Source organism: Streptomyces sp. NPDC044704 (genome assembly GCF_056433525.1).
Genome location: NZ_JBWKGY010000005.1, coordinates 80,194 through 100,091 on the forward strand (window position 1 = coordinate 80,194; position 19,898 = coordinate 100,091).

General features: G+C 73.2%; 22 protein-coding genes and 1 tRNA gene. 12 read left to right on the plus strand and 11 right to left on the minus strand.

The features are described 5' to 3' along the window. Nucleotides 1-145 precede the first annotated feature (145 nt). Nucleotides 146-781: a uracil phosphoribosyltransferase gene (gene upp / locus AC07B0_RS14210; RefSeq protein ID WP_214353071.1), complete on the minus strand. Its 636-nt coding sequence runs from the start codon at nt 779-781 to the stop codon at nt 146-148. A gap of 167 nt (nt 782-948) precedes the next feature. Between upp and AC07B0_RS14215 the strand changes: the two genes are divergently transcribed. From AC07B0_RS14215 to AC07B0_RS14260, 10 genes are all read left to right on the plus strand, one after another. Then, nucleotides 949-1,896 carry a universal stress protein gene (locus tag AC07B0_RS14215; protein WP_356876203.1) on the plus strand — a complete coding sequence of 316 codons (948 nt, stop codon included), beginning with the start codon at nt 949-951 and terminating at the stop codon, nt 1,894-1,896. Between the two features lie 166 nt (nt 1,897-2,062). Then, nucleotides 2,063-2,287 (plus strand): hypothetical protein, encoded by a 225-nt coding sequence (locus tag AC07B0_RS14220; RefSeq protein WP_356876201.1) that lies wholly within the window; start codon nt 2,063-2,065, stop codon nt 2,285-2,287. A 193-nt stretch (nt 2,288-2,480) separates the two neighbouring features. Continuing rightward, entirely contained in the window at nt 2,481-3,029 is a 549-nt protein-coding gene (locus AC07B0_RS14225) for a tRNA adenosine deaminase-associated protein (RefSeq protein WP_356876199.1), read from the plus strand. 62 nt (nt 3,030-3,091) lie between these two features. Further along, on the plus strand, nt 3,092-3,520 hold the full coding sequence (gene tadA, locus AC07B0_RS14230) for a tRNA adenosine(34) deaminase TadA (RefSeq protein WP_356876257.1): 429 nt from the start codon (nt 3,092-3,094) through the stop codon (nt 3,518-3,520). Nucleotides 3,521-3,622: 102 nt separating this feature from the next. Beyond that, a tRNA-Ser gene (locus AC07B0_RS14235) sits at nt 3,623-3,709 on the plus strand. A 200-nt stretch (nt 3,710-3,909) separates the two neighbouring features. After that, nucleotides 3,910-4,200: a hypothetical protein gene (locus AC07B0_RS14240; RefSeq protein ID WP_356876197.1), complete on the plus strand. Its 291-nt coding sequence runs from the start codon at nt 3,910-3,912 to the stop codon at nt 4,198-4,200. Nucleotides 4,201-4,562: 362 nt separating this feature from the next. Continuing rightward, nucleotides 4,563-4,724, plus strand: coding sequence for a hypothetical protein (locus tag AC07B0_RS14245; protein WP_356876195.1), 162 nt, complete (start codon nt 4,563-4,565; stop codon nt 4,722-4,724). Between the two features lie 208 nt (nt 4,725-4,932). Continuing rightward, nucleotides 4,933-5,775: an RNA polymerase sigma factor SigF gene (locus AC07B0_RS14250; protein ID WP_356876193.1), complete on the plus strand. Its 843-nt coding sequence runs from the start codon at nt 4,933-4,935 to the stop codon at nt 5,773-5,775. 232 nt (nt 5,776-6,007) lie between these two features. Then, nucleotides 6,008-6,847 carry an RNA polymerase sigma factor SigF gene (locus tag AC07B0_RS14255; protein ID WP_356876191.1) on the plus strand — a complete coding sequence of 280 codons (840 nt, stop codon included), beginning with the start codon at nt 6,008-6,010 and terminating at the stop codon, nt 6,845-6,847. 70 nt (nt 6,848-6,917) lie between these two features. Next, complete coding sequence (locus tag AC07B0_RS14260; protein WP_478898228.1) at nt 6,918-7,754, plus strand: hypothetical protein; 837 nt, start codon at nt 6,918-6,920, stop codon at nt 7,752-7,754. Between the two features lie 73 nt (nt 7,755-7,827). Here AC07B0_RS14260 and AC07B0_RS14265 read toward each other — a convergent pair whose 3' ends face one another. Further along, nucleotides 7,828-8,055: a hypothetical protein gene (locus tag AC07B0_RS14265; RefSeq protein WP_356876187.1), complete on the minus strand. Its 228-nt coding sequence runs from the start codon at nt 8,053-8,055 to the stop codon at nt 7,828-7,830. Nucleotides 8,056-8,190: 135 nt separating this feature from the next. Between AC07B0_RS14265 and AC07B0_RS14270 the strand changes: the two genes are divergently transcribed. Beyond that, nucleotides 8,191-8,625: a MarR family winged helix-turn-helix transcriptional regulator gene (locus tag AC07B0_RS14270; RefSeq protein WP_478898230.1), complete on the plus strand. Its 435-nt coding sequence runs from the start codon at nt 8,191-8,193 to the stop codon at nt 8,623-8,625. Between the two features lie 83 nt (nt 8,626-8,708). Continuing rightward, nucleotides 8,709-10,319 carry an MDR family MFS transporter gene (locus AC07B0_RS14275; RefSeq protein ID WP_467296038.1) on the plus strand — a complete coding sequence of 537 codons (1,611 nt, stop codon included), beginning with the start codon at nt 8,709-8,711 and terminating at the stop codon, nt 10,317-10,319. A 25-nt stretch (nt 10,320-10,344) separates the two neighbouring features. On the opposite strand, the gene AC07B0_RS14280 is transcribed toward AC07B0_RS14275, so the two are convergent. From AC07B0_RS14280 to AC07B0_RS14320, 9 genes are all read right to left on the minus strand, one after another. Beyond that, the gene (locus AC07B0_RS14280) at nt 10,345-11,004 is read right to left on the minus strand and encodes a TetR/AcrR family transcriptional regulator (RefSeq protein WP_469377037.1); all 660 of its coding nucleotides are present in this window, start codon (nt 11,002-11,004) and stop codon (nt 10,345-10,347) included. 90 nt (nt 11,005-11,094) lie between these two features. After that, on the minus strand, nt 11,095-13,284 hold the full coding sequence (locus AC07B0_RS14285; protein ID WP_478898233.1) for a glycosyltransferase family 39 protein: 2,190 nt from the start codon (nt 13,282-13,284) through the stop codon (nt 11,095-11,097). Beyond that, on the minus strand, nt 13,281-14,633 hold the full coding sequence (locus tag AC07B0_RS14290; protein WP_478898235.1) for a bifunctional glycosyltransferase family 2/GtrA family protein: 1,353 nt from the start codon (nt 14,631-14,633) through the stop codon (nt 13,281-13,283). Before AC07B0_RS14290 ends, AC07B0_RS14285 begins: the two co-directional genes overlap by 4 nt. A 25-nt stretch (nt 14,634-14,658) precedes the next feature. Then, nucleotides 14,659-16,224, minus strand: a complete 1,566-nt coding sequence (locus tag AC07B0_RS14295; protein WP_478898504.1) for a sensor histidine kinase — start codon at nt 16,222-16,224, stop codon at nt 14,659-14,661. 89 nt (nt 16,225-16,313) lie between these two features. Next, nucleotides 16,314-17,081, minus strand: coding sequence for a response regulator transcription factor (locus AC07B0_RS14300; RefSeq protein ID WP_356876177.1), 768 nt, complete (start codon nt 17,079-17,081; stop codon nt 16,314-16,316). 120 nt (nt 17,082-17,201) lie between these two features. After that, a complete protein-coding gene (locus AC07B0_RS14305; protein ID WP_478898236.1) occupies nt 17,202-18,083 on the minus strand; it encodes an amidohydrolase family protein in 882 nt (293 codons plus the stop codon). Beyond that, nucleotides 18,067-18,405 (minus strand): antibiotic biosynthesis monooxygenase family protein, encoded by a 339-nt coding sequence (locus tag AC07B0_RS14310; protein WP_478898238.1) that lies wholly within the window; start codon nt 18,403-18,405, stop codon nt 18,067-18,069. Before AC07B0_RS14310 ends, AC07B0_RS14305 begins: the two co-directional genes overlap by 17 nt. Before the next feature lie 147 nt (nt 18,406-18,552). Further along, nucleotides 18,553-19,380: a DUF2797 domain-containing protein gene (locus AC07B0_RS14315; protein WP_478898240.1), complete on the minus strand. Its 828-nt coding sequence runs from the start codon at nt 19,378-19,380 to the stop codon at nt 18,553-18,555. Nucleotides 19,381-19,424: 44 nt separating this feature from the next. After that, on the minus strand, nt 19,425-19,859 hold the full coding sequence (locus AC07B0_RS14320) for an Lrp/AsnC family transcriptional regulator (protein WP_467295876.1): 435 nt from the start codon (nt 19,857-19,859) through the stop codon (nt 19,425-19,427). Nucleotides 19,860-19,898 lie beyond the last annotated feature (39 nt).

The following is a 19,898-nucleotide window of genomic DNA, read 5'->3' on the forward strand; positions in this document are numbered from 1 at the left end:
CGGCCCGGTCCGGTCCCCTGGACCGGACCGGGACCGGGACCGGGCGCGTCTACTCGGCGGAGCCGGCGGTTGCCTATGCGGCGGAGTCGGCAGTCTCCTACTCGGCGGAGCCGGCGGTTGCCTATGCGGCGGAGCCGACAGCTGCCTACTCGGCGGAGCCGTACATGCGGTCCCCCGCGTCGCCCAGGCCCGGCACGATGTAGCCGTGCTCGTTGAGCCGCTCGTCCACCGCGGCCGTCACCACCGTCACCGGCGTGCCCGCCAGCTCGCGCTCCATGACCTCGACGCCCTCGGGCGCGGCCAGCAGCACCACGGCGGTCACGTCGTCGGCGCCGCGCTTGATGAGTTCCTGGATCGCCGCGACCAGCGTGCCGCCGGTGGCCAGCATCGGGTCGACGACGTACACCTGACGTCCGGAGAGGTCCTCCGGCATGCGCGTCGCGTACGTGGAGGCCTCCAGGGTCTCCTCGTTGCGGACCATGCCCAGGAAGCCCACCTCGGCGGTCGGCAGCAGCCGCACCATGCCGTCCAGCATGCCGAGACCGGCGCGCAGGATCGGGACGACCAGCGGGCGGGGGTGCGACAGCTTCACGCCGGTCGTCGGACCCACCGGGGTCTCGATGTCGGCCTGCTCGGTGCGCACGTCGCGGGTGGCCTCGTACGCGAGGAGGGTCACCAGCTCGTCGGCCAGGCGCCGGAACGTGGGGGAGTCGGTGCGCTTGTCGCGCAGCGTGGTGAGTTTGTGCGCCACCAAGGGGTGATCGACTACCTGCAAACGCACAACATCCTCCAAGACTCAGCCGGGTTTCGACCTGCGACCTGCGACCCTGCTACCTGCGACAACGGCCGCTGTTCGCGACCCACTCCCAAAAGGCTACGCGCTGCCACGACCGCTCGGCGTCGCACGGCGGAGATGCGGCCCGCCCGGCCGCCCGGCACGCTGGACGGGTGAGCAGTGGACTGGTGATCGCGGCGGTCGACGGATCCGAGCACAGCCTCCGGGCCCTGGAGTGGGCCAGGACGGCCGCCCTGCGGCACGACGCCGCCCTGATGGTCGCCCATGTGCTTCCCGACGCCTCCCAGTTGTACGCGGGCCGGCGCTCCGCCCTCCACCATCCGAACGAACCCGCGCAGTACGCCGACCCGATCGGCGACCACGTCCGCACCGTCCTGGAGGCCGCCCCCGAGCTGCCCCGCGAGGTCCGCTACGAGGCCCTGGAAGGGTCCGTGCCCGAGGCCCTGCGGGTGATCGCCGACGAGAACCGGCCGCTGATGCTGGTCATGGGCTCGCGCGGGCGCGGCGGGTTCGCGACCCTGCTCCTCGGCTCGAACAGCCGCGCCGTCGCCACCACCGCCACCTGCCCGGTGGTCGTGGTCCCGCACGCCGACCGCGACGCGCGGGCCGCCGCGACCGAGCCCTCCGCCGGCCGGGTGGTCCTCGGCCTGCACGCCGCCGAGACCCCCGAGGACGTACTGACCTTCGCGTTCGCGGAAGCGGCCGCGCGGGGGACCACCGTCCAGGTGGTCTCGGCGTACGATCTGCCGCCCACGCCGACCATGGTGGTCGACAGCCCCTTCGCCGTGATCCCGCCCGAGGCGCTCGCCGACGACGGGGACGCGGTGCCCGCCGAACGGGAGATGCTGCGCTCCCAGACGCGCCGACTGGAACCGCTGCGCGCCCGCCGGCCCGACGTGCCCGTCGAGCAGGCGGCCGTGCCCGGGGACGCGGCGGGCCGGCTGGTGGAGGCCTCCCGGTCGGCCGCGCTCGTCGTCGTGGGCCGCCACCATCCCCGCCGGCGGTCGCTGCTGATGGGCTCCGTGGCCAACGCCGTCCTCCAGCACGCGCACGGCCCGGTGGCCGTCGTACCGGACCTCACCGACGACGCGGACGACTGAGGAACCGGGGCCCGAGGGAACCGGCGGGAACCTGCCCCGCAGCCCTGACCTGGGTCGATCTGGGAAAAGGTGGCATCAATCGCGCCGTCCGGGGGAAGGTGGGAATCCGGGGGGTCTGCTTCGCGCCGGCGGAGGAGGACGACCGGACCAGCCGGGGTGGTGGCCGATGCCCGAGACGCAGCCGAGCCGAGCGAGTGACCAGAGCGACGGGAGCAGTGCCGGGAGCGATCCGCACGAGCCACCCGAGAGCGCGGCGCAGCGCAGGGCGCGGCGCGCGCAGTTCCTGCGCGACCTGAACGAGGCCCGGGAACTCCGGGACCGCGTGCAGCCGCGGCGCGCCCGCGCGGCACGGATGCGCCAGCAGATGCGGATGCGTACGTTCCGATGGTGAGCGGCCCGGCGACCGGCGTGGCGGCGGACGCCGCGACACGGCCGCCGCGCGGAAGACCTCTCGCAAAGCCGCTGTTTCTGCCACGATGCCGATTGGGCGGGGTGGGAACAGCAGGCGTCACGGCCGTTCGCACCCCAACCTCCGGCCGGGGGGACCTCCAACCGGCACGCCTATGACCAGTGGGAGAGTCACGGTGTATTTCGCCGCACTGCTCGCGCGCACCGAAGACGGGTGGGAAGCGAGCGACCTGGAACTCGACGACGTCGAGTCCCTCAGTGATCTGATCGATCTCGCCCGTTCCGCCGCTGTCGACGACGACACGGTGGTCGCTCTCATCGAGCAGGAGGACGCCTGGTTCGGCGTCGTCCGCGTGGACGGCGAGGAGGACCCCCGGTACTTCGTATCGAACGCCTCCGCAGCCGACCGCAGCTCCTACGGATCGATGCTGACCAAAGAGCTGCTGGGCAGCGACGAGGAGGACGACGAACTCGACGAACTGGACCTGGACGGCACCGAGGACGGCGAGGACGAACCGGTCTCGGCGTTCGCGGAAGAGGACGACGACGCGGACGAGCGGACGGGAACCGGCGCCGAGCCGCTGCCGGCCGGTCCGCTCGGCGACCCCCTGCTGCTGGACGACCTCGGAGTCAGCAACAAACAACTGATGACCCTCGACGGGGACGCCCTCTCGGAGATCGCCGACTCGCTCGGCGCCACCGAGGTCCTGGAGGCCGTCCGCTAGTGAGCACCGCGCACGACATCGCGTACGGCCCCGATCCCGTACGGGATCCCTGGCGGGACTCCATGCGCCTGGCGCTCCAGGAGGCCGCCCTGGCGGTACCGGCCGGCGACGTGCCGGTCGGTGCCGTCGTGCTCGGCCCGGACGGGGAACTCCTCGCCTCCGGGCACAACGAGCGCGAGGCCACCGGCGACCCCACGGCGCACGCCGAGGTACTGGCGCTGCGCCGGGCGGCCGCCCGGCTCGGGGAGTGGCGGCTCACGGGGTGCACCCTCGTCGTCACCCTGGAGCCGTGCGTGATGTGCGCGGGCGCGCTCGTGCAGTCCCGGGTGGCCCGGGTGGTGTTCGGCGCGGGGGACGAGAAGGCGGGCGCGGCGGGGTCGCTCTGGGACCTCGTACGGGACCGGCGGCTCAACCACCGGCCGGAGGTGATCCGCGGAGTGCTCGAAGCGGAGTGCGCGCGGCAGCTGACGGACTTCTTCCGGGACCTGTGAAACGGGCTCCGGAGGGCTCGCAGGGGCCTCCGGGGGGCCGCCCGGATGGCAGCCCGGATACGGATTTCAGCTCAGCGTGCTCTTTGGGCTAAGCTCTCTCTCGGTAGCGTGTCCGAGCGGCCGAAGGAGCACGCCTCGAAAGCGTGTGATGGTGCAAGCTATCCGTGGGTTCAAATCCCACCGCTACCGCTCTGAACCGAGAGCCCCGCCCCGCAAGGGTCGGGGCTCTCGGCGTTCCCGGGGCCCGTCGGCCACTCGGCCCAGTCGGCCACTCGGCCCAGTCGGCCACTGGGTCAGTCGGCCCCTGGGTCACTCGCCGCCGGGCCGTCCGGCGGGGCCCTCCGGGGGACATCCGCGTGACCGGGCGCCCGCTCGGCCGTTGTCACGGCATGACCAAGACCCAGCGCATGCTCGCCGCCTTCGCCCTCGCGGGGGCCGCCGCGGGCCTCGCCGCTCCTGCCGCCTCCGCCGCGCCCCTGGCCCCGCTCACCCTCCCGGACCTGCCGACGGCGACCCCGGGCATGCCGCAGGGCGCGCAGCCGCGTTCCGTGCAGGAGATCGGCGGGAAGCTCAGCGAGGGCGCCAACCAGCTCAACCAGCTGATGGAGCTGCCGAACCAGCTCGCCCCCGTGATCGCGCCCGTCCAGCCGATCGCCGACCTGGCCGGCGGGCTGGAGTAGCGCCTCAGCGCATGCGAAGAAGGCCCCGACCGGAGTCGGGACCTTCGACGTGGGGACGGGGGAAGTGGCATCGGGGGGACAAGCCACTTCCCCCGGTGAGGACGGAACCTGCCAGTCCGAGCCGCAGTCAGGGGGGAAGCTTGCGGCTCGGACCCCGCAGCGAGGCCCTGTCCCTCACCCACCGGTTTCCTGCCAGAACCGGTGGGCTCGTCTTCAATCCTGCGCCTTCCGCGACCGGGGACCCACCGGCAAAGGGCCCGTACGGCCAGGCCATTGGTCCTTAAAGGGCAGGTGAGTGTCCGAAGTTGACCGGTTAGACTCACCCGACTTTGCAGGACCGGTTGGGGAGGCCGTCACCGCTCATGGACACCAAGAAGATCGTCGTGGGCGCGCTCGTCGTCTTCGTGCTCTACGTGATCATCACCCAACCGGTCAAAGCTGCCGATTTTGTACAAATAGGCTTCCAGGGAATCTCGGATGCCGCCTCCGGTATCGGCGAGTTCATGACCGAACTGGTGAGCTGAGCCCGTACGCTGAAGCGGTTTCCGGACTTCCCGGCCCCCCACTCCGACGGGTGGGGGGTCTTTTGCATTCCCACTGTTCGAAAAGAATGTCCCTATATGCCCAACTTGCCCTCAACACGGCGATATACGGTGCTTGCGCATAGTGCACATCTCTTGTGATGCTATGACCGCTTTTGACAGATGAGTTGACTGAAGGGGTGGCGTGACCGTGCCGGCCAGTACTGCGCCTCAGGTGCCACCCCAGCAGGACGCCCAGGAAGCGCCCCCGACCGCCCCCCGGCCGCAGAGCCGGGGCGCCGACACCCGGGCCCTCACCCAGGTGCTCTTCGGGCAGCTGAAGGGCCTTCAGCCGGGCACCAGCGAGCACGACCGGGTGCGCGGGGCCCTCATCGAGGCGAACCTCCCCCTCGTCCGGTACGCGGCCGCCCGCTTCCGCAGCCGCAACGAGCCGATGGAGGACGTCGTCCAGGTCGGCACCATCGGGCTGATCAACGCGATCGACCGCTTCGACCCGGAGCGCGGGGTGCAGTTCCCGACCTTCGCCATGCCGACCGTCGTGGGCGAGATCAAACGGTACTTCCGCGACAACGTCCGCACCGTCCACGTCCCGCGCCGGCTCCACGAGCTGTGGGTCCAGGTCAACGCCGCCACCGAGGACCTCACCACCCTCCACGGCCGCACCCCGACCACGCCCGAGATCGCCGAGCGGCTGCGGATCAGCGAGGACGAGGTGCTGTCCTGCATCGAGGCGGGCCGGAGCTACCACGCGACCTCCCTGGAGGCCGCCCAGGAGGGCGACGGCATGCCCGGCCTGCTCGACCGGCTCGGTTACGAGGACCCCGAGCTGGCCGGAGTCGAACACCGCGACCTCGTCCGCCACCTCCTCGTACAACTGCCCGAACGCGAGCAGCGGATCCTCCTCCTGCGGTACTACAACAACCTGACGCAGTCGCAGATCAGCGCCGAGCTCGGCGTCTCCCAGATGCACGTCTCCCGGCTGCTCGCCCGGAGCTTCGCCCGACTGAGATCCGCAAACAGGATCGAGGCCTAACCGGTTCGAGTGGAGGCGTTCCCGCGTTTCCCTACAGAACCGGCTCATTCCGCTCGGTCCGCGCTCTGTCGCTGGAGATACTTGTCGACATGACGCTACAGCGTGTTGCCGACATGTGACATTCTGCTGGAACCGCGTTTGCCGCAGCCCCGCCTCCGGTATTCAGGTGGAGGCTGCGTTCCTCCGACGGGCGCGCAGAAGACGCGACCGTCCGCGACCTCAAGGGGGTGGCATGTCCGTAGACCAGGGCAGCTCCAAAGTGCTCACGCTTGTCAAGCGTGAGCAGCCGGCAGTGTCCGACCGCTCGGAAGCCATCGACACCCGCACCCTCTCCCGCTCCCTCTTCCAGCGACTTGCCGCCCTGGACGCGGACAGCCCCGAACGGACCTACGTACGCGACACCCTGATCGAACTGAACCTGCCGCTCGTGCGGTACGCGGCGGCCCGCTTCCGCAGCCGCAACGAGCCGATGGAAGACATCGTCCAGGTCGGCACCATCGGCCTGATCAAGGCGATCGACCGGTTCGACTGCGAGCGCGGAGTGGAGTTCCCGACGTTCGCCATGCCGACCGTCGTGGGCGAGATCAAACGATTCTTTCGAGACACTTCCTGGTCCGTCCGCGTCCCGCGCCGGCTCCAGGAACTGCGCCTCGCGCTGACCAAGGCCAGCGACGAGCTCGCCCAGAAGCTCGACCGGTCGCCGACCGTCCCCGAGCTCGCGGCCGTGCTCGGGGTCACCGAGGAGGAGGTCGTCGACGGTCTCGCCGTCGGCAACGCCTACACCGCTTCCTCGCTCGACTCGCCCTCTCCGGAGGACGAGGGCGGCGAGGGCTCCCTCGCGGACCGCCTGGGGTACGAGGACACCGCGCTGGAGGGTGTTGAGTACCGCGAGTCCCTGAAGCCGCTGCTGGCCAAACTCCCGCCCAGGGAACGGCAGATCATCATGCTGCGGTTCTTCGCGAACATGACCCAGTCGCAGATCGGCGAGGAGGTCGGCATCTCCCAGATGCACGTCTCCCGGCTGCTCACGCGGACGCTCGCGCAGCTGCGCGTCGGTCTGATCGGCGAGTGAGGGTCCCGGCCGGAGGCTGAACGCCGCGCAACGGGTTCCCATTTGATGTGGCGTCAGGAAAACTGACGCGATGCGAACGGGATCTCGCGCGGCGCTCGCCCTCACCCTGTGCTGCACGGCCGCCGCCGCCCTCACCGGATGCGGCGGCCCGGCCCGGGACGGCTACGTCGCCGTGGGCGCGGCCGCCCCCGGACCCGAGAGGGGCGCGGGGGAGAACGTCGCGCCCCGGGCCGGGGTGGAGTTCCAGCCGCTCGCGGCCCCCGGGGCGGGCACCCCGGCGGAATCCTCCGCGTCGGCGTCCGTCCCCGCGACGGGCACCCCGTCCGACACCGCCCCTACGACGCCCGGCACCCCGGGGTCCCAGCCGCCCGGCGGCTCCGGCCAGGGCGGAGGGACGGCCACCGCCCCCGGCGGCTCCGCACCCGCGCCCGGCACCCCGCCGGAGGCGGGCCGGCCCGCCCCGCCCGGCGGCCCCCCGCCGGCGCAGCCGGGCACCACCCCGGCCCCGGGCGGCCCGGGCACCCCTCCAGGGGCCCCGGACCCCAAGCCCGGACCCGGGACCGGCACGCCCGCGCCGCCCCCGCCGCCGCCCGCAACCCCGGCGAAGCTGTCGCTGAGCGCGCCGGTCCGCGCGGCGGCGTCCGAGCGCCGGTGCGAACGCGTCACGGTCACCTTCACCAACACCGGCGGCACCGCCGCCCGTTCGGGCACGGTCAGCTTCGCGACGCACATCATCGGCGCCCTCGGCGTCGACTGGGCCACGATCACCACCAGCCAGCCCCTGCCCGGCCCCATCGCGGCCGGAGCCTCGAAGACCCAGACCTACACGGTGTGCGTGGAGGCGTGGCGGGTCCCGCTGGGCATGCGGGTGGAGACCCAGAAGGTCACGGCCTCCTGGACCCAGTGACGGGCAGCCCGGCGAGGGGCGGCCCGATGACCGGTGCCCCGTCGGCCGGGGGCGGTCAGCGCGGTCAGCGCGGTCAGCGCAGGACCAGCCAGAGGGCGGCGCCGAACACGAGGAGCAGGCCGAAGGCCAGCCCCAGCACCGCCCCGGACTTCGATGCCGGGTCCTTCTGGCGCCGCCGGGCGCCCGGGACGGACGGGGTGCGGGCCGGTTCGGCCTCCTCGACGAACGCGCGGAACATCTGCGTACTGCCCGCGGGGTCGTAGCCACCCTCGGGTTCGGGAGAGTTGTGGTTCGCAGCCATGGCCCAGGACCCTAGCGGGTTTTCCGCCGCCGACGGGTTTTCCGATTCCTTTACCGCCGGACCCCCCGGATTCATTTGCCTGTAGCAACCATCCGCTTCTATGGTTGCCCTAAGCAACAAGATGGGGGGCACCCGGTGACCACGTGGACCGCGCAGAGCACCACCCGCTACGAGGAGCTGGCCCGCCAGCTCACCGGCATTGGGGCGGTCAAGCGCGACCTGGCCCGGATCCTGCCCCACGACTGCCCGCCCGCCTCCGCCGCCGTCCTGACCGTGCTCGACCGGCACGGGGAGATGCGGCTGAGCCGGCTGTCCGAGTACCTGGCCGTCGACATCTCGGTGACCAGCCGCCACGTGGCCCACCTGGCCCAGCGCGGCTGGATCGACCGGGAAACCGACCCGGGCGACGGCCGCTGCCGGATCCTGCGCCTCACCCCGGCGGGGAGCGCGCTGCTCGCAGAGCTCGGCGCGCGCTACACCGGCGCGCTGGAGAAGGCCCTCGCCGACTGGTCGGCCGAGGACGTCGACGTACTCAACACCCTGCTGGCCCGACTCCGATCGAGCTTCTAGTACTAAGGAAACGCATGGCTACGACCACACCCACCGGTGTGCGGGAAGGCGGCCGGTCGGAGACCACGTCCGACGGCGCGCCCATGACCCACCCCCAGATCATGAAGGCGCTGTCCGGGCTGATGCTCGGCATGTTCGTGGCGATCCTGTCCTCGACGATCGTCTCCAACGCACTGCCCCAGATCATCAGCGACCTCGGCGGCACCCAGTCCTCCTACACCTGGGTCGTGACCGCGGCCCTGCTGTCGATGACGGCCGCGACCCCGCTCTGGGGCAAGCTGTCCGACCTCTTCAGCAAGAAGCTGCTCGTCCAGATATCCCTCGTCATCTACGTCCTGGGCTCCGTCGTCGCCGGCCTGTCCCAGAACACGGGCATGCTCATCGCCTGCCGCGTCGTCCAGGGCATCGGCGTCGGCGGCCTCTCCGCCCTCGCCCAGATCGTGATGGCGGCGATGATCTCCCCGCGCGAGCGCGGCCGCTACAGCGGCTACCTCGGTGCGGTCTTCGCCGTCGCCACCGTCGGCGGCCCGCTCCTCGGCGGCGTCATCACCGACACCGACTGGCTGGGCTGGCGCTGGTGCTTCTACGTCGGCGTGCCCTTCGCGATCATCGCGCTGATCGTGCTCCAGCGGACCCTGCACCTCCCGGTCGTCCGCCGGGACGTCAAGGTCGACTGGCTGGGCGCCTTCCTGATCAGCGGCTCGGTCTCGCTGCTGCTGATCTGGGTCACGCAGGCCGGTGACTCCTACGCCTGGATCTCCTGGCAGACCTGGGCGATGACCGGCGGCGCGGTGGCGCTCGGCCTGCTCTTCGTCCTCGTCGAGTCCCGTGCGAGCGACCCGATCATCCCGCTGCGGCTGTTCCGCAACAAGACCATCAGCCTGGCCTCGGCGGCCTCGCTCTTCGTCGGCATCGCGATGTTCTCCGGCACGGTCTTCTTCAGCCAGTACTTCCAGCTGGCCCGCAACGAGTCCCCCACCATGTCCGGCGTCCTGACCATCCCGATGATCGGCGGTCTCTTCGTCTCCTCCACCGTCTCCGGCCAGGTCATCACCAAGACCGGCAAGTGGAAGGCCTGGCTGGTCTCCGGCGGCGTGCTCCTCACCGCGGGACTCGGCCTGCTGGGCACCCTGCGCTACGACACCCCGTACTGGCACATCGCCGTCTACATGGCGCTGACCGGCCTCGGTCTCGGCATGATGATGCAGAACCTGGTCCTCGCCACCCAGAACCAGGTGGCCCCCGAGGACCTCGGCGCGGCCAGCTCCGTCGTCACCTTCTTCCGCTCCCTCGGCGGCGCCATGGGCGTCTCGGCGCTCGGTGCGGTCATGGCCAACCGCGTCACCCACTACGTCCAGGACGGCCTCACCGCCCTCGGCCCGAAGGCCGCGGCCATGGGCCACGGCGGCACCGCCGGGGGCGGGATCCCCGACCTCGACAAGCTGCCCGCGCCGTTCCGGACCGTCATCGAGTCCGCGTACGGCCACGGCGTCGGCGACGTCTTCCTCTACGCCGCCCCGTTCGCGCTGCTCTCCCTGGTGCTGGTGCTGTTCATCAAGGAGGTCGCGCTCAAGTCGAAGCCGGCCGCGCACGCCCCGACGGCCGCGGGTTCCACCACGTCCGCCCCGGCGGACCCGGCGCAGGCTCCGGCCGACGCGCTGAAGAAGACGGCCGAGGCTCCGGCCGGGTCCTAGTGCCGCGACCGGAAAGGCCACGGCACTAGGGAGTGTCGTGGCCCCGGCGTCCCGTGCGGTCGGCGGCCTTGGCCTCGATGCCCGCGATCAGGACGTCGAGGGCCAGGCCGAAGTCCGCCTCGGGCGCCCTGCGGCCCGAACCCCCGCAGCCGTTCAGGCCGGAGCCGGTCAGGAACTGCGAGAGGGCCAGGTGGGCGCCGGTGCGACCGGTGCCCACCAGGCCTGCGGCGTCCAGCAGGCGTTGCAGCGCCGCGTCGAAGGCCCGCGCGTGCGGGCCGATGTTCGGGTAGGCGGCGCTGAGCGGGGCCACCCACGGATGCTCCGCCAGGAGCCCCCGGTAACCGCGGGCCAGGATCCGCAGCCGGTCCGGCCAGTCCTCCCGCGCGGCCGGTCCGGCCGGGAGCCGCAGCCCGCCCAGGGCGCTGTCCAGGGCGAGTTCGAGCAGATCGTGCCTGGTGTCCACGTACCAGTACAGGGACATGGCCGTGACGCCGAGTTCCGCGGCCAGGCGGCGCATGGAGAAGCGGGACAGCCCTTCGGCGTCGAGCAGCCGCACGGTGGCGGCCGTGATCCGGTCCCGGTCCAGCCCGGACGGGGCCTCGCTGCGGCGTCTGGCGGGGGCCGCGGGCCTGACGGCCAGCCACACACTGCTCCTGGCCTCGTCCGGATCGGCCTCGGTCACCATGGAGGCACCCTCCTCACCACAGGGGGATCAGCCCGGAATGCCCGGTCCGCCCTCTTGATGCTAGGGGGTGCCTCCGCCGTGCCGGTCGGATCAGGACGCGCCGGTCAGGTCGTAGAAGGTGGTCCCGCCGATGGTGGTGGGCTCGAAGTTCGCCTTCACCCAGTTCTCGATGGCGGATCCGGCGGCCCCGCCGGGGCGGGCGCCGCCGCCGCCTCCTCCGCCGGGACCGCCGCCGTCCCCCGTGCCGGCACCGGGCCGGGTCTGCCCACCCGCTCCGGGCTGGGCTCCGGACTGGGCTCCGGCCTCGGCTCCGGGCTGGGCTCCGGACTGGGCGATGAACCAGTGGATCCGGCCCGACTTCACGTACGCCTGGAACTGCTCCAGGGTCGGGGAGGGGTCGCTGCCGTTGAAGCCGCCGATCGCCATGACCGGCTCCCCCGAAGCCAGCTGGTAACTCGCCGCGTTCTGCGATCCGATGGCGGCCGCCGCCCAGGTGTACCGGCCGGCGTCCGCACGCAGCGCGGCCTCCGCCTCGGCCCCGACCCGGGTCCCGCCCAGCAGCCCGCCGGGGCCGCCCGCACCGCCGCCGGGGCCGCCGCCGGTACCCGGGCCGCCCGGGCCGACCCGGCCGTCGGCGCGTACGGTGCCCCGGCCGTCCCCGCCCGGCGCACCGGCCGTACCGCCCCCGGGCGGGGCCTCGCCGCCGGGGCCGAAGCCCGGCCGCGTTCCGCCGGGGCCGCCCGGGGCCCCCGGACCGCCCCGGCCGCCCGCCACGGCCGGTCCGGCCGTCACGATGGAGCCCGTGTGGCCGGTGCTCACGGTGGTCAGGCAGTACGCGAACGGCCCGGCCAGCGCCGCCGCCAGCCCCAGCGCCGCCGTCGCGCGCAGGGCCCGGCGGCCGAAGCGGGCGGCGAAGGGCAGGGCCGCCGCCGCGAGCACACCCGCCACCAGCACCGCCCAGCGCAGCCCCGGCAGGTAACCGGAGGCGCGGCCGAGCAGCACGAAGGACCAGTACGCGGTCAGGGCCAGGGTTCCGGACAGGGTCAGCGCGGCCGCCCGGGAGCTCCGCTCCTCCCACAGCACGCCCACGCCCATCCCGGTCAGCGCGGCCGCGAACGGGGCCAGTGCGACGGTGTAGTACTCGTGGAAGATGCCCTGCATGAAGCTGAAGACGAGGGCCGTGATCAGCAGGCCTCCGCCCCAGGCCAGGAACGCCGCGCGGGCCATGGCCTCCAGCGAGTCGGTGGCCCGGCGGGCCCGCCAGGTGATCACCAGCCCGGCGACCAGCATGACCAGCGCGGCGGGCAGCAGCCAGGAGATCTGACCGCCCACATTGGCCGAGAAGAGCCGGTCGACACCGGTCTCCCCCCAGCCCCCACCGCCACCACCGGCGCGCCCGCCGCCACCGCCGACGCTGCCGGTCTCGTTCCCGTTGATCCGGCCCAGGCCGTTGTAGCCGAGGGTCAGCTCCAGGAAGGAGTTGTTCTGGGAGCCGCCGATGTACGGGCGGGACGCGGCGGGCCACAGCTCCACGACCGCCACCCACCAGCCGCCGGCCACCACCGCGGCCAGCCCCGCGAGCAGCAGCTGGCCCAGGCGGCGGCTCAGCCGGGCCGGCGCGCAGACGGCGTACAGCAGGGCGAGCGGCGGCAGGACGACGAAGGCCTGGAGGGTCTTCGTCAGGAAGGCGAAGCCGACCGCGACGCCGGCCCAGACCAGCCACCGGGTGTGCGCGCCTTCCAGGGCCCGCAGGACGCAGTACACGGTGACGGTCAGCAGCAGGGTCAGCAGCGCGTCCGGGTTGTTGAAGCGGAACATCAGCGCGGCGACGGGCGTGAGCGCGAACGCGGCGCCGCTGAGCAGGGCCGCGGCGGGTCCGAACTGGCGGCGTACGGAGGCGTACAGGACCGCGGTGGTGCCCACGCCCATCAGGGCCTGCGGCACGAGGATCTGCCAGGCGCCGAGTCCGAAGAGCCGTACGGACAGCGCCATCGGCCACAGGGCGGCGGGGGGCTTGTCGACGGTGATGGAGTTCCCGGCGTCGGAGGAGCCGAAGAAGAAGGCCTTCCAGCTCTCCGAACCGGCCTGGACGGCGGCGGAGTAGAAGGAGTTGGCGTAGCCCGAGGCCCCCAGGTTCCACAGCAGCAGCAGGGCCGTGCACAGGAGCAGGGCGGTGTACGCGGGCCGCTCCCAGCGGGGCCGCTCGGCCGCCGCCCGGACGGTCCCGGGTACGGGTACGGGTGCGGCGGGCGGGAAGAGCGGCAGTGCGGCCGTGGTCACGGGCCCTCCTGGGTCGTCGGGGTGGTCGGGGCCGGCGGGGTGGTCCGGGTCGTCGGGGTGGTCGGGGTCGTCGAGGTGGCCGGGCCGGCCGGCTCGGTCGTGGCGCGGGGCGCCGGGTCGGGGAAGACCCAGGACCGCAGGAGCAGGAACCGCAGCACGGTCGCGGCGAGGTTCGCCGTGATCAGGACGGCGAGTTCGGTGCCGTGCGAGGGCTCGGCGCTGGCCGCCCCGAGCGCGGCGAGGGAACCGCTGGTCAGCGCCAGCCCGATGCCGAACACCACCAGCCCCTGCGCCTGGTGGCGGATCGCCCGGGCCCGGCCGCGCACGCCGAAGGTGAGCCGCCGGTTGGCGGCGGTGTTGGCGACCGCGCACAGCAGCAGGGCCACCGCGTTCGCGCCCTGCGGTCCGGCCACCGCGCGCAGGGCGGAGTAGAGCAGCAGGTAGAGCAGCGTGCTCAGGACCCCGACGGCGCAGAAGCCGAGGAGCTGACGGGCCAGGCCGCGCGGGACCCCGGGCAGGGCCGTCCGGTCGCGCGGATCGTCCCCGAAGGGGCGGGCGAGCCGGTCCAGCGGGAGCGCGCCGACGGCCAGGGCCCGCCCCACCCGCCAGACCCCCTTGAGGTCCTCGGCGGCGGTGCGCGCGATGTGGACCGTGGAGTCCGGGTCGTCCACCCAGTCCACCGGCACCTCGTGGATCCGCAGCCCGGCCCGCTCGGCCAGCACCAGCAGTTCGGTGTCGAAGAACCAGCCGGAGTCCTCCACGAGCGGCAGCAGGCGCTCGGCCACCTCCCGGCGGATGGCCTTGAAACCGCACTGGGCGTCACTGAAGCGGGCGGCGAGGGAGGAGCGCAGCAGCAGGTTGTAGGCCCGCGAGACGAACTCCCGCTTCGCTCCCCTGACCACCCGCGAGGAGCGGGCGAGCCGGGTGCCGATCGCCAGGTCGGAGTGACCGGAGATCAACGGGGCGACCAGGGGCAGGAGCGCGTTCAGGTCGGTGGAGAGGTCCACGTCCATGTACGCGAGGACGGGCGCCTCCGACCGGGACCAGACGGTGCGCAGGGCGCGGCCGCGGCCCTTCTCCTCCAGCCGCGTGCTGCGCACCTCGGCGCAGCCGACGGCAAGGGCGGCCGCGACCTCGGGGGTGCGGTCGGTGCTGGCGTTGTCGGCGATGGTGATGCGGAAGGGGTAGGGGAAGGTGCGGGTGAGGTGGGCGTGCAGCCGGCGGACGCAGGGGCCCAGGTCCTTCTCCTCGTTGAAGACCGGGATCACCACGTCGAGCACGGGCACACCGGGCAGGGGCGCGAGGGGCGCCCGTGCCGGAAGGGCCCCGGGAGAGGCGTCGGTTGACATGGGACGACCCTCGCGGGGCGCCCTGTCACCGCTGTGTGGTGAGCCTGTGCCCCGTCTGTGAGTGACTCGTCTGTGAGTGACCCGCCCGTGCGTGACCCGGCTGTGCGTGACCCGCCCGTGCGTGACCCGACTGCGTGTGACCCGACTGTGCGTGGGTGGCCGCGGCGAGCGGGAGGCGCACTTCGAAGGAGGTCCGGCCGGGTTCGCTGCGCACGCCGACGCGGCCGCCGTGCGCCCAGACCACGGCGTGGACGATGGCGAGTCCGAGGCCCGTGGAGCCCGCCGCGCGGGAGCGGGAGGCGTCACCGCGGGCGAACCGCTCGAAGACGTGGGGCAGCAGCTGGGGCGGGATGCCGGGCCCGTTGTCCTCGATCAGCAGCCGGACGGCGGATGTTTCACGTGAAACACGGGCGGTGACGGTCGTCCCGGGCGGGGTGTGGGTGCGGGCATTGGCGAGGAGGTTCACCAGCACCTGCTGGATCCGGGCCGGATCGGCGTGCACGGGTACGGGCTCGGCGGGAAGGTCGAGTCTCCAGTGGTGGCCCGGCCCGGCGGCCCGGGCGTCGCTGACGGCGTCCACGACGAGGGGGGCGAGGTCGGTGTCGGCGGCGGAGCCGGGCAGCGGGCGGCCGGCGTCGAGCCGGGCCAGCAGCAGGAGGTCCTCGACGAGCCCGGTCATCCGGGTGGCCTCCGACTCGATGCGGCCCAGCGCGTGCCGGGTGTCGGGGCCGGTCTCCTCCCGTCCCCGGCGCGTGAGTTCGGCGTAGCCGCGGATGGACGCGAGCGGGGTGCGCAGCTCGTGGCTGGCGTCGGCGACGAACTGGCGGACGCGGGTCTCGCTCTCCTGGCGGGCGGTGAGGGCGGAGGAGACGTGGCCCAGCATCCGGTTGAGGGCCGCGCCGACCTGGCCCACTTCGGTACGGGGGTCGGCCTCGGCGTCGGGGACCCGTTCGTGCAGGGCGGGTTCCCCGCTGTGCAGGGGGAGTTCGGAGACGCGGGTGGCGGTGGCGGCGACCCGGCGCAGCGGCCGCAGGGCGACCCCGACGAGGGCCTGTCCGGCGAGGGAGGCCGCGATCAGCCCGGCGAGGGTGACGGAGACCTCGACGCCGATCAGGGTGTGCACCGTACGATCCACGTCGCGCAGCGGGATCGCGAGGACGAGGCTCCCGCCGGGTGCGGTCTGCGCGCGGTAGCCGCCGAGGCCGGGGAGCTCCAGGTCCACGGGGGCGGTGCTGCCGCGCGCGGCCTTGCGCGCGACCCCGGCCAGGGCTTCGGTCTGGGCCTCGGACAGGGCGCGCAGGTGGTCGGGGGCGGAGCCGTCGGCGGGTGAGCTGCGGGCGGTACCGAGGACCTTCCCGGCGGGGTCGAGGCGGATCCCGGCGGTGTTCTGCGGGTTGCCGGGGGCCAGGACGAAGCCGAGGCTGTTGTCGCGGGCGGCCTTGCCCGCGCCGGGGCCGCGCACGGCCATGTCGACGGAGACGCCGAGCTGCTCGTCGAGCCGGTCGGTCAGGTAGGAGCGCAGGGCGAGGGTGGTGACGGTGCCGATGGCCGCGCCGACCACGGCGATCAGCGCCACCGCCGAGACCACCAGCCGGGTCCGCAGGGACCACGGCCGGCGGCCGGGCCGTGAGGGGCGGCCGGGCCGGGGAAGGCGTACCGGCCGGGAGGGGCGTACGGGCACTACTCGGCCGGCTTGATCAGGTAACCGGCGCCGCGCCGGGTGTGGATCAGCGGGGGCAGGCCGGTGCCCGCCTCCAGCTTGCGGCGCAGGTAGGAGATGTAGAGCTCCACCACGTTGGCCTGGCCGCCGAAGTCGTAGGACCAGACGCGGTCCAGGATCTGGGCCTTGCTGAGCACCCGGCGGGGGTTGCGCATGAGGTAGCGCAGCAGCTCGAACTCGGTGGCGGTCAGGTGGACCTCCTGGCCGCCCCGGACCACCTCGTGGCTGTCCTCGTCGAGCCGCAGGTCACCGACGGCGAGCACGGATCCGCCGCGCGCGGCCTGGGCCGCCCCCGAGCGGCGGACCAGGCCGCGCAGCCGGGCGACGACCTCCTCCAGGCTGAAGGGCTTGGTGACGTAGTCGTCGCCGCCGGCGGTCAGGCCCGCGATCCGGTCCTCGACCGAGTCCCTGGCCGTCAGGAACAGCACCGGGACGTGCGGGATCTCCCGCCGCAGCCGTCCGAGGACGGCCAGCCCGTCCATGTCCGGGAGCATGATGTCGAGTACGACCACGTCCGGGCGGAACTCCCGCGCCGCCCGTACGGCGCCCGCCCCGTCGCCCGCGCTGCGGACCTCGCAGCCCTCGTAGCGCAGGGCCATGGACAGCAGCTCGGAGAGGGAGGCCTCGTCGTCGACGACGAGGACCCGGCAGGGTCCGCCGTCGGGGCGCACGAGGGCCGTCGGGTTGCCGGTGGACGTGGACGCGTGGGAGGTGGTCGTCGCAGTCATGGGTTCACGCTGGCCGCCGCCTCTGAGAGCGTTCTTGCGCCTTCCTGTGAATCTCCTGAGAATCGCCGGCGCGGCCGGAGGGTCACGGGGCGGGCTTAGGGGACGGGCCCCGGGCCGGTTTCAGGAGTGGAGGCGGAACAGGCGGGCGCCGTTGTCGTGGCAGACCGCGCGCAGCCAGTCGTCGCCGAGGCCGAGCCGTTCCAGGGCCTCCAGCTGGTGCTCGTAGGGGTAGGGGATGTTCGGGAAGTCGGTGCCCAGCAGGATGCGGTCCCCGAGGTCCGCGAGCCGGGCGACGTCTGCGGGCGGGAAGGCGCTGAAGCGCTCGGAGAAGTCGGTGAAGGCCATGGTGGTGTCGAGGCGGACCTCGGGGTACCGGTCGGCCAGGTCCAGGAAGGCGTCGTACTCGGGCATGCCCATGTGCGCGACGATCAGCGGCAGCCGGGGGTGGCGGGCCAGCAGCCGGGCGACGGGTCCGGGGCCGGTGTGCTTGCCCGGAGCGGGTCCCGAACCGCAGTGGATCACGATGGGGGTCCCGGCCTCGGTCAGCATCCCCCAGACCGGGTCGAGCAGTTCGTCGTTCGGGTCGTACCCGCCGACCTGGAGGTGGGCCTTGAAGACGCGGGCCCCGGCGTCGAGGGCCCGGCGTACGTACGCGCTCACCCCCTCCTCCGGGAAGAAGGTCGCGGTGTGCAGGCAGTCGGGGGTGCGGGCGGCGAAACCGGCGGCCCAGGAGTTGAGCCAGGCGGCCATGGCGGGCTTGTGGGGGTAGACCATCGCGGTGAAGGCCCGTACGCCGAACTCCCTCAGCAGGGCCAGCCGCTGCTCCTCCTCGTGGCGGTAGGTGATGGGCCACGCGACGCCGGTCAGCGGGCCGGCCGCGTCGAAGTAGTCCCACACCTTGGCCAGGACCCGCTCGGGCATGAAGTGCGTGTGCACGTCGACCAGTCCGGGCAGCCCGAGCCGTTCGCGGAAGGCGCGGACCGCCTCAGCCGTTGCGGGCAAAGCCGTGGCTCCGCTCGACCGTCGCGACGTGCAGGGTGTAGCTGTCGTACCAGTGGGCGCGGCCTTGTTTCATGGCCGCCTGGTGCTCCATGTCCTCTCTCCAGACGGTGAGGGACTCGTGGTCGCGGAAGTAGGCGACGGTGATGCCGAGGCCGCCGGGGGTCCGGGCGGACTCGTAGCCGAGGAAGCCCGGGTTCTCCGCGACGATCTCGTTCATCCGGGTGTTGGTCTCCGGATATCCGCTGTCGTCGGGGGTGCGGACATTGCTGAAGACGGCCATCACGTAAGGCGGTTCGAATGCCGGAACAGGCTGGATGCTCATGCCCACCACCCTCTGCGGACCGCTTCGGCATGTCCACCGGAATCGGGCCCGGAAGGCCAAAGGGATCCAAGTTTTGACCTTGATCACGGCCTCGGCGGGCGCGGCCGCAAAGGCATGGCCCAGGGGTCGGGGATCAGGGGTCAGGGGTCAGAACAGCCCGTCCTGGCCCGCCGCGGGCCCCGGCGGGGCGATTTCCGCGAGCGGTACGTCGGTGACCGCGCCCTCGGGAGCGGCGGTCAGTTCCCAGCCGGCCAGCAGCCGGGCGTCCACCACGAGCCCGTCGGTGAAGTGCAGGTCGGGGCCGGCCGCGCCCGCCAGCAGGCCCACGACCGTCCCGCCGGGCACCATCTCCGTGATCGCCCGGGCCGGGGCGGGCAGTCCGGCCAGCCCGAACGGCCCGGCGTGGTCGGCGATGGCGCATTCCACGCGTTCCAGGGACTCCGGCCAGCCGGGCAGCGCGACGGCCCGGGCGTGCAGTGCGGCGACCTCCCGGGCCCGCTCGGGCTCCGGCGGCAGCAGCCCGCGCAGGGCGCGCTTGCGGGCGTAGGCGATCCGGTCCGGCACGCCGAGGGCGGCGCGCAGCAGCTCCTCGGTGCGGCGCGCGGCCATCAGCGGGCCCCGCCCCAGCCAGGCCCAGGTCACCGCGCCCTGTTCCAGGAGCCGGGCCGGGCCTCGTTCCTCGGCGGTGATGCCGACCTTGACGGTGTCCGGCCCGAACCACGCCAGGTAGACCCGGTAGGTGCGCGGATCGGCGGCGTTGGTGTCGGCGGCGACGGAGAAGGACCGGTCCAGGCGGGCGCACTCGGGGCACTGGGCGTTCCCGACGCGGCCCGGGACGGCCAGGCCGGTGGGGCAGGGGGTCCGCTTCCCGGCCCGGCGCACGCCCAGGCAGCGCCGCTCGCCCCGGGCGGTGAAGGCGAGGCGCTGACCGGGGGCGAGCGGGCTGACGCGGTCCGCGGGGCCGGTCCATCCCATCGCGGGGCGCCCGCCGTCCCACCGGATGCCGGTGCACCGCCAGGTCACAGCGGGAGCGGCCGCTCGAAGAAGGTGTCCAGGACGACGGTGGCGTGCGTGCCGCTGACCCCGTCGATCGCGTACAGCCGGCGCAGCACGTCCTGCAGTTGCCCGGTCGAGGAGGTGCGGACCTTGACCAGGACGGAGGCGCTGCCCGCGATGACGTGGGCCTCCTGGATCTCCGGGATCGCCTCGAAGGCCGGCCCGGACTCGCCCATCCAGGTACGGGAGTCGACCATCACGTAGGCGAGCACCCCGCTGCCCACGGCGGCCGGGTCGACGTCGACGGTGGTCCGCCGGATGACCCCGCGCTCGCGGAGCTTGCGCACGCGTTCGTGGGTCGCCCCCGCCGACAGCCCGACGGCGGTGCCGAGGGCGGCGTACGACTGGCCCGCGTCCTGCTGGAGGCGCAGGACGAGCGCCCGGTCGATGTCGTCCACGCGATCTTCCTCTCACTGAGCCGTCGGCTCTTGCGAAGA

Bases quoted from the DNA above. Each gene is read 5' to 3' on its own strand.
- AC07B0_RS14220 (WP_356876201.1), top strand. From the start codon at position 2,063: ATGCCCGAGACGCAGCCGAGCCGAGCGAGTGACCAGAGCGACGGGAGC.
- tadA (WP_356876257.1), top strand. From the start codon at position 3,092: ATGCGCCTGGCGCTCCAGGAGGCCGCCCTGGCGGTACCGGCCGGCGAC.
- AC07B0_RS14240 (WP_356876197.1), top strand. From the start codon at position 3,910: ATGACCAAGACCCAGCGCATGCTCGCCGCCTTCGCCCTCGCGGGGGCC.
- AC07B0_RS14245 (WP_356876195.1), top strand. From the start codon at position 4,563: ATGGACACCAAGAAGATCGTCGTGGGCGCGCTCGTCGTCTTCGTGCTC.
- AC07B0_RS14255 (WP_356876191.1), top strand. From the start codon at position 6,008: ATGTCCGTAGACCAGGGCAGCTCCAAAGTGCTCACGCTTGTCAAGCGT.
- AC07B0_RS14260 (WP_478898228.1), top strand. From the start codon at position 6,918: ATGCGAACGGGATCTCGCGCGGCGCTCGCCCTCACCCTGTGCTGCACG.
- AC07B0_RS14265 (WP_356876187.1), bottom strand. From the start codon at position 8,055: ATGGCTGCGAACCACAACTCTCCCGAACCCGAGGGTGGCTACGACCCC.
- AC07B0_RS14275 (WP_467296038.1), top strand. From the start codon at position 8,709: ATGACCCACCCCCAGATCATGAAGGCGCTGTCCGGGCTGATGCTCGGC.
- AC07B0_RS14280 (WP_469377037.1), bottom strand. From the start codon at position 11,004: ATGGTGACCGAGGCCGATCCGGACGAGGCCAGGAGCAGTGTGTGGCTG.
- AC07B0_RS14290 (WP_478898235.1), bottom strand. From the start codon at position 14,633: ATGTCAACCGACGCCTCTCCCGGGGCCCTTCCGGCACGGGCGCCCCTC.
- AC07B0_RS14300 (WP_356876177.1), bottom strand. From the start codon at position 17,081: ATGACTGCGACGACCACCTCCCACGCGTCCACGTCCACCGGCAACCCG.
- AC07B0_RS14310 (WP_478898238.1), bottom strand. From the start codon at position 18,405: ATGAGCATCCAGCCTGTTCCGGCATTCGAACCGCCTTACGTGATGGCC.
- AC07B0_RS14315 (WP_478898240.1), bottom strand. From the start codon at position 19,380: ATGGGATGGACCGGCCCCGCGGACCGCGTCAGCCCGCTCGCCCCCGGT.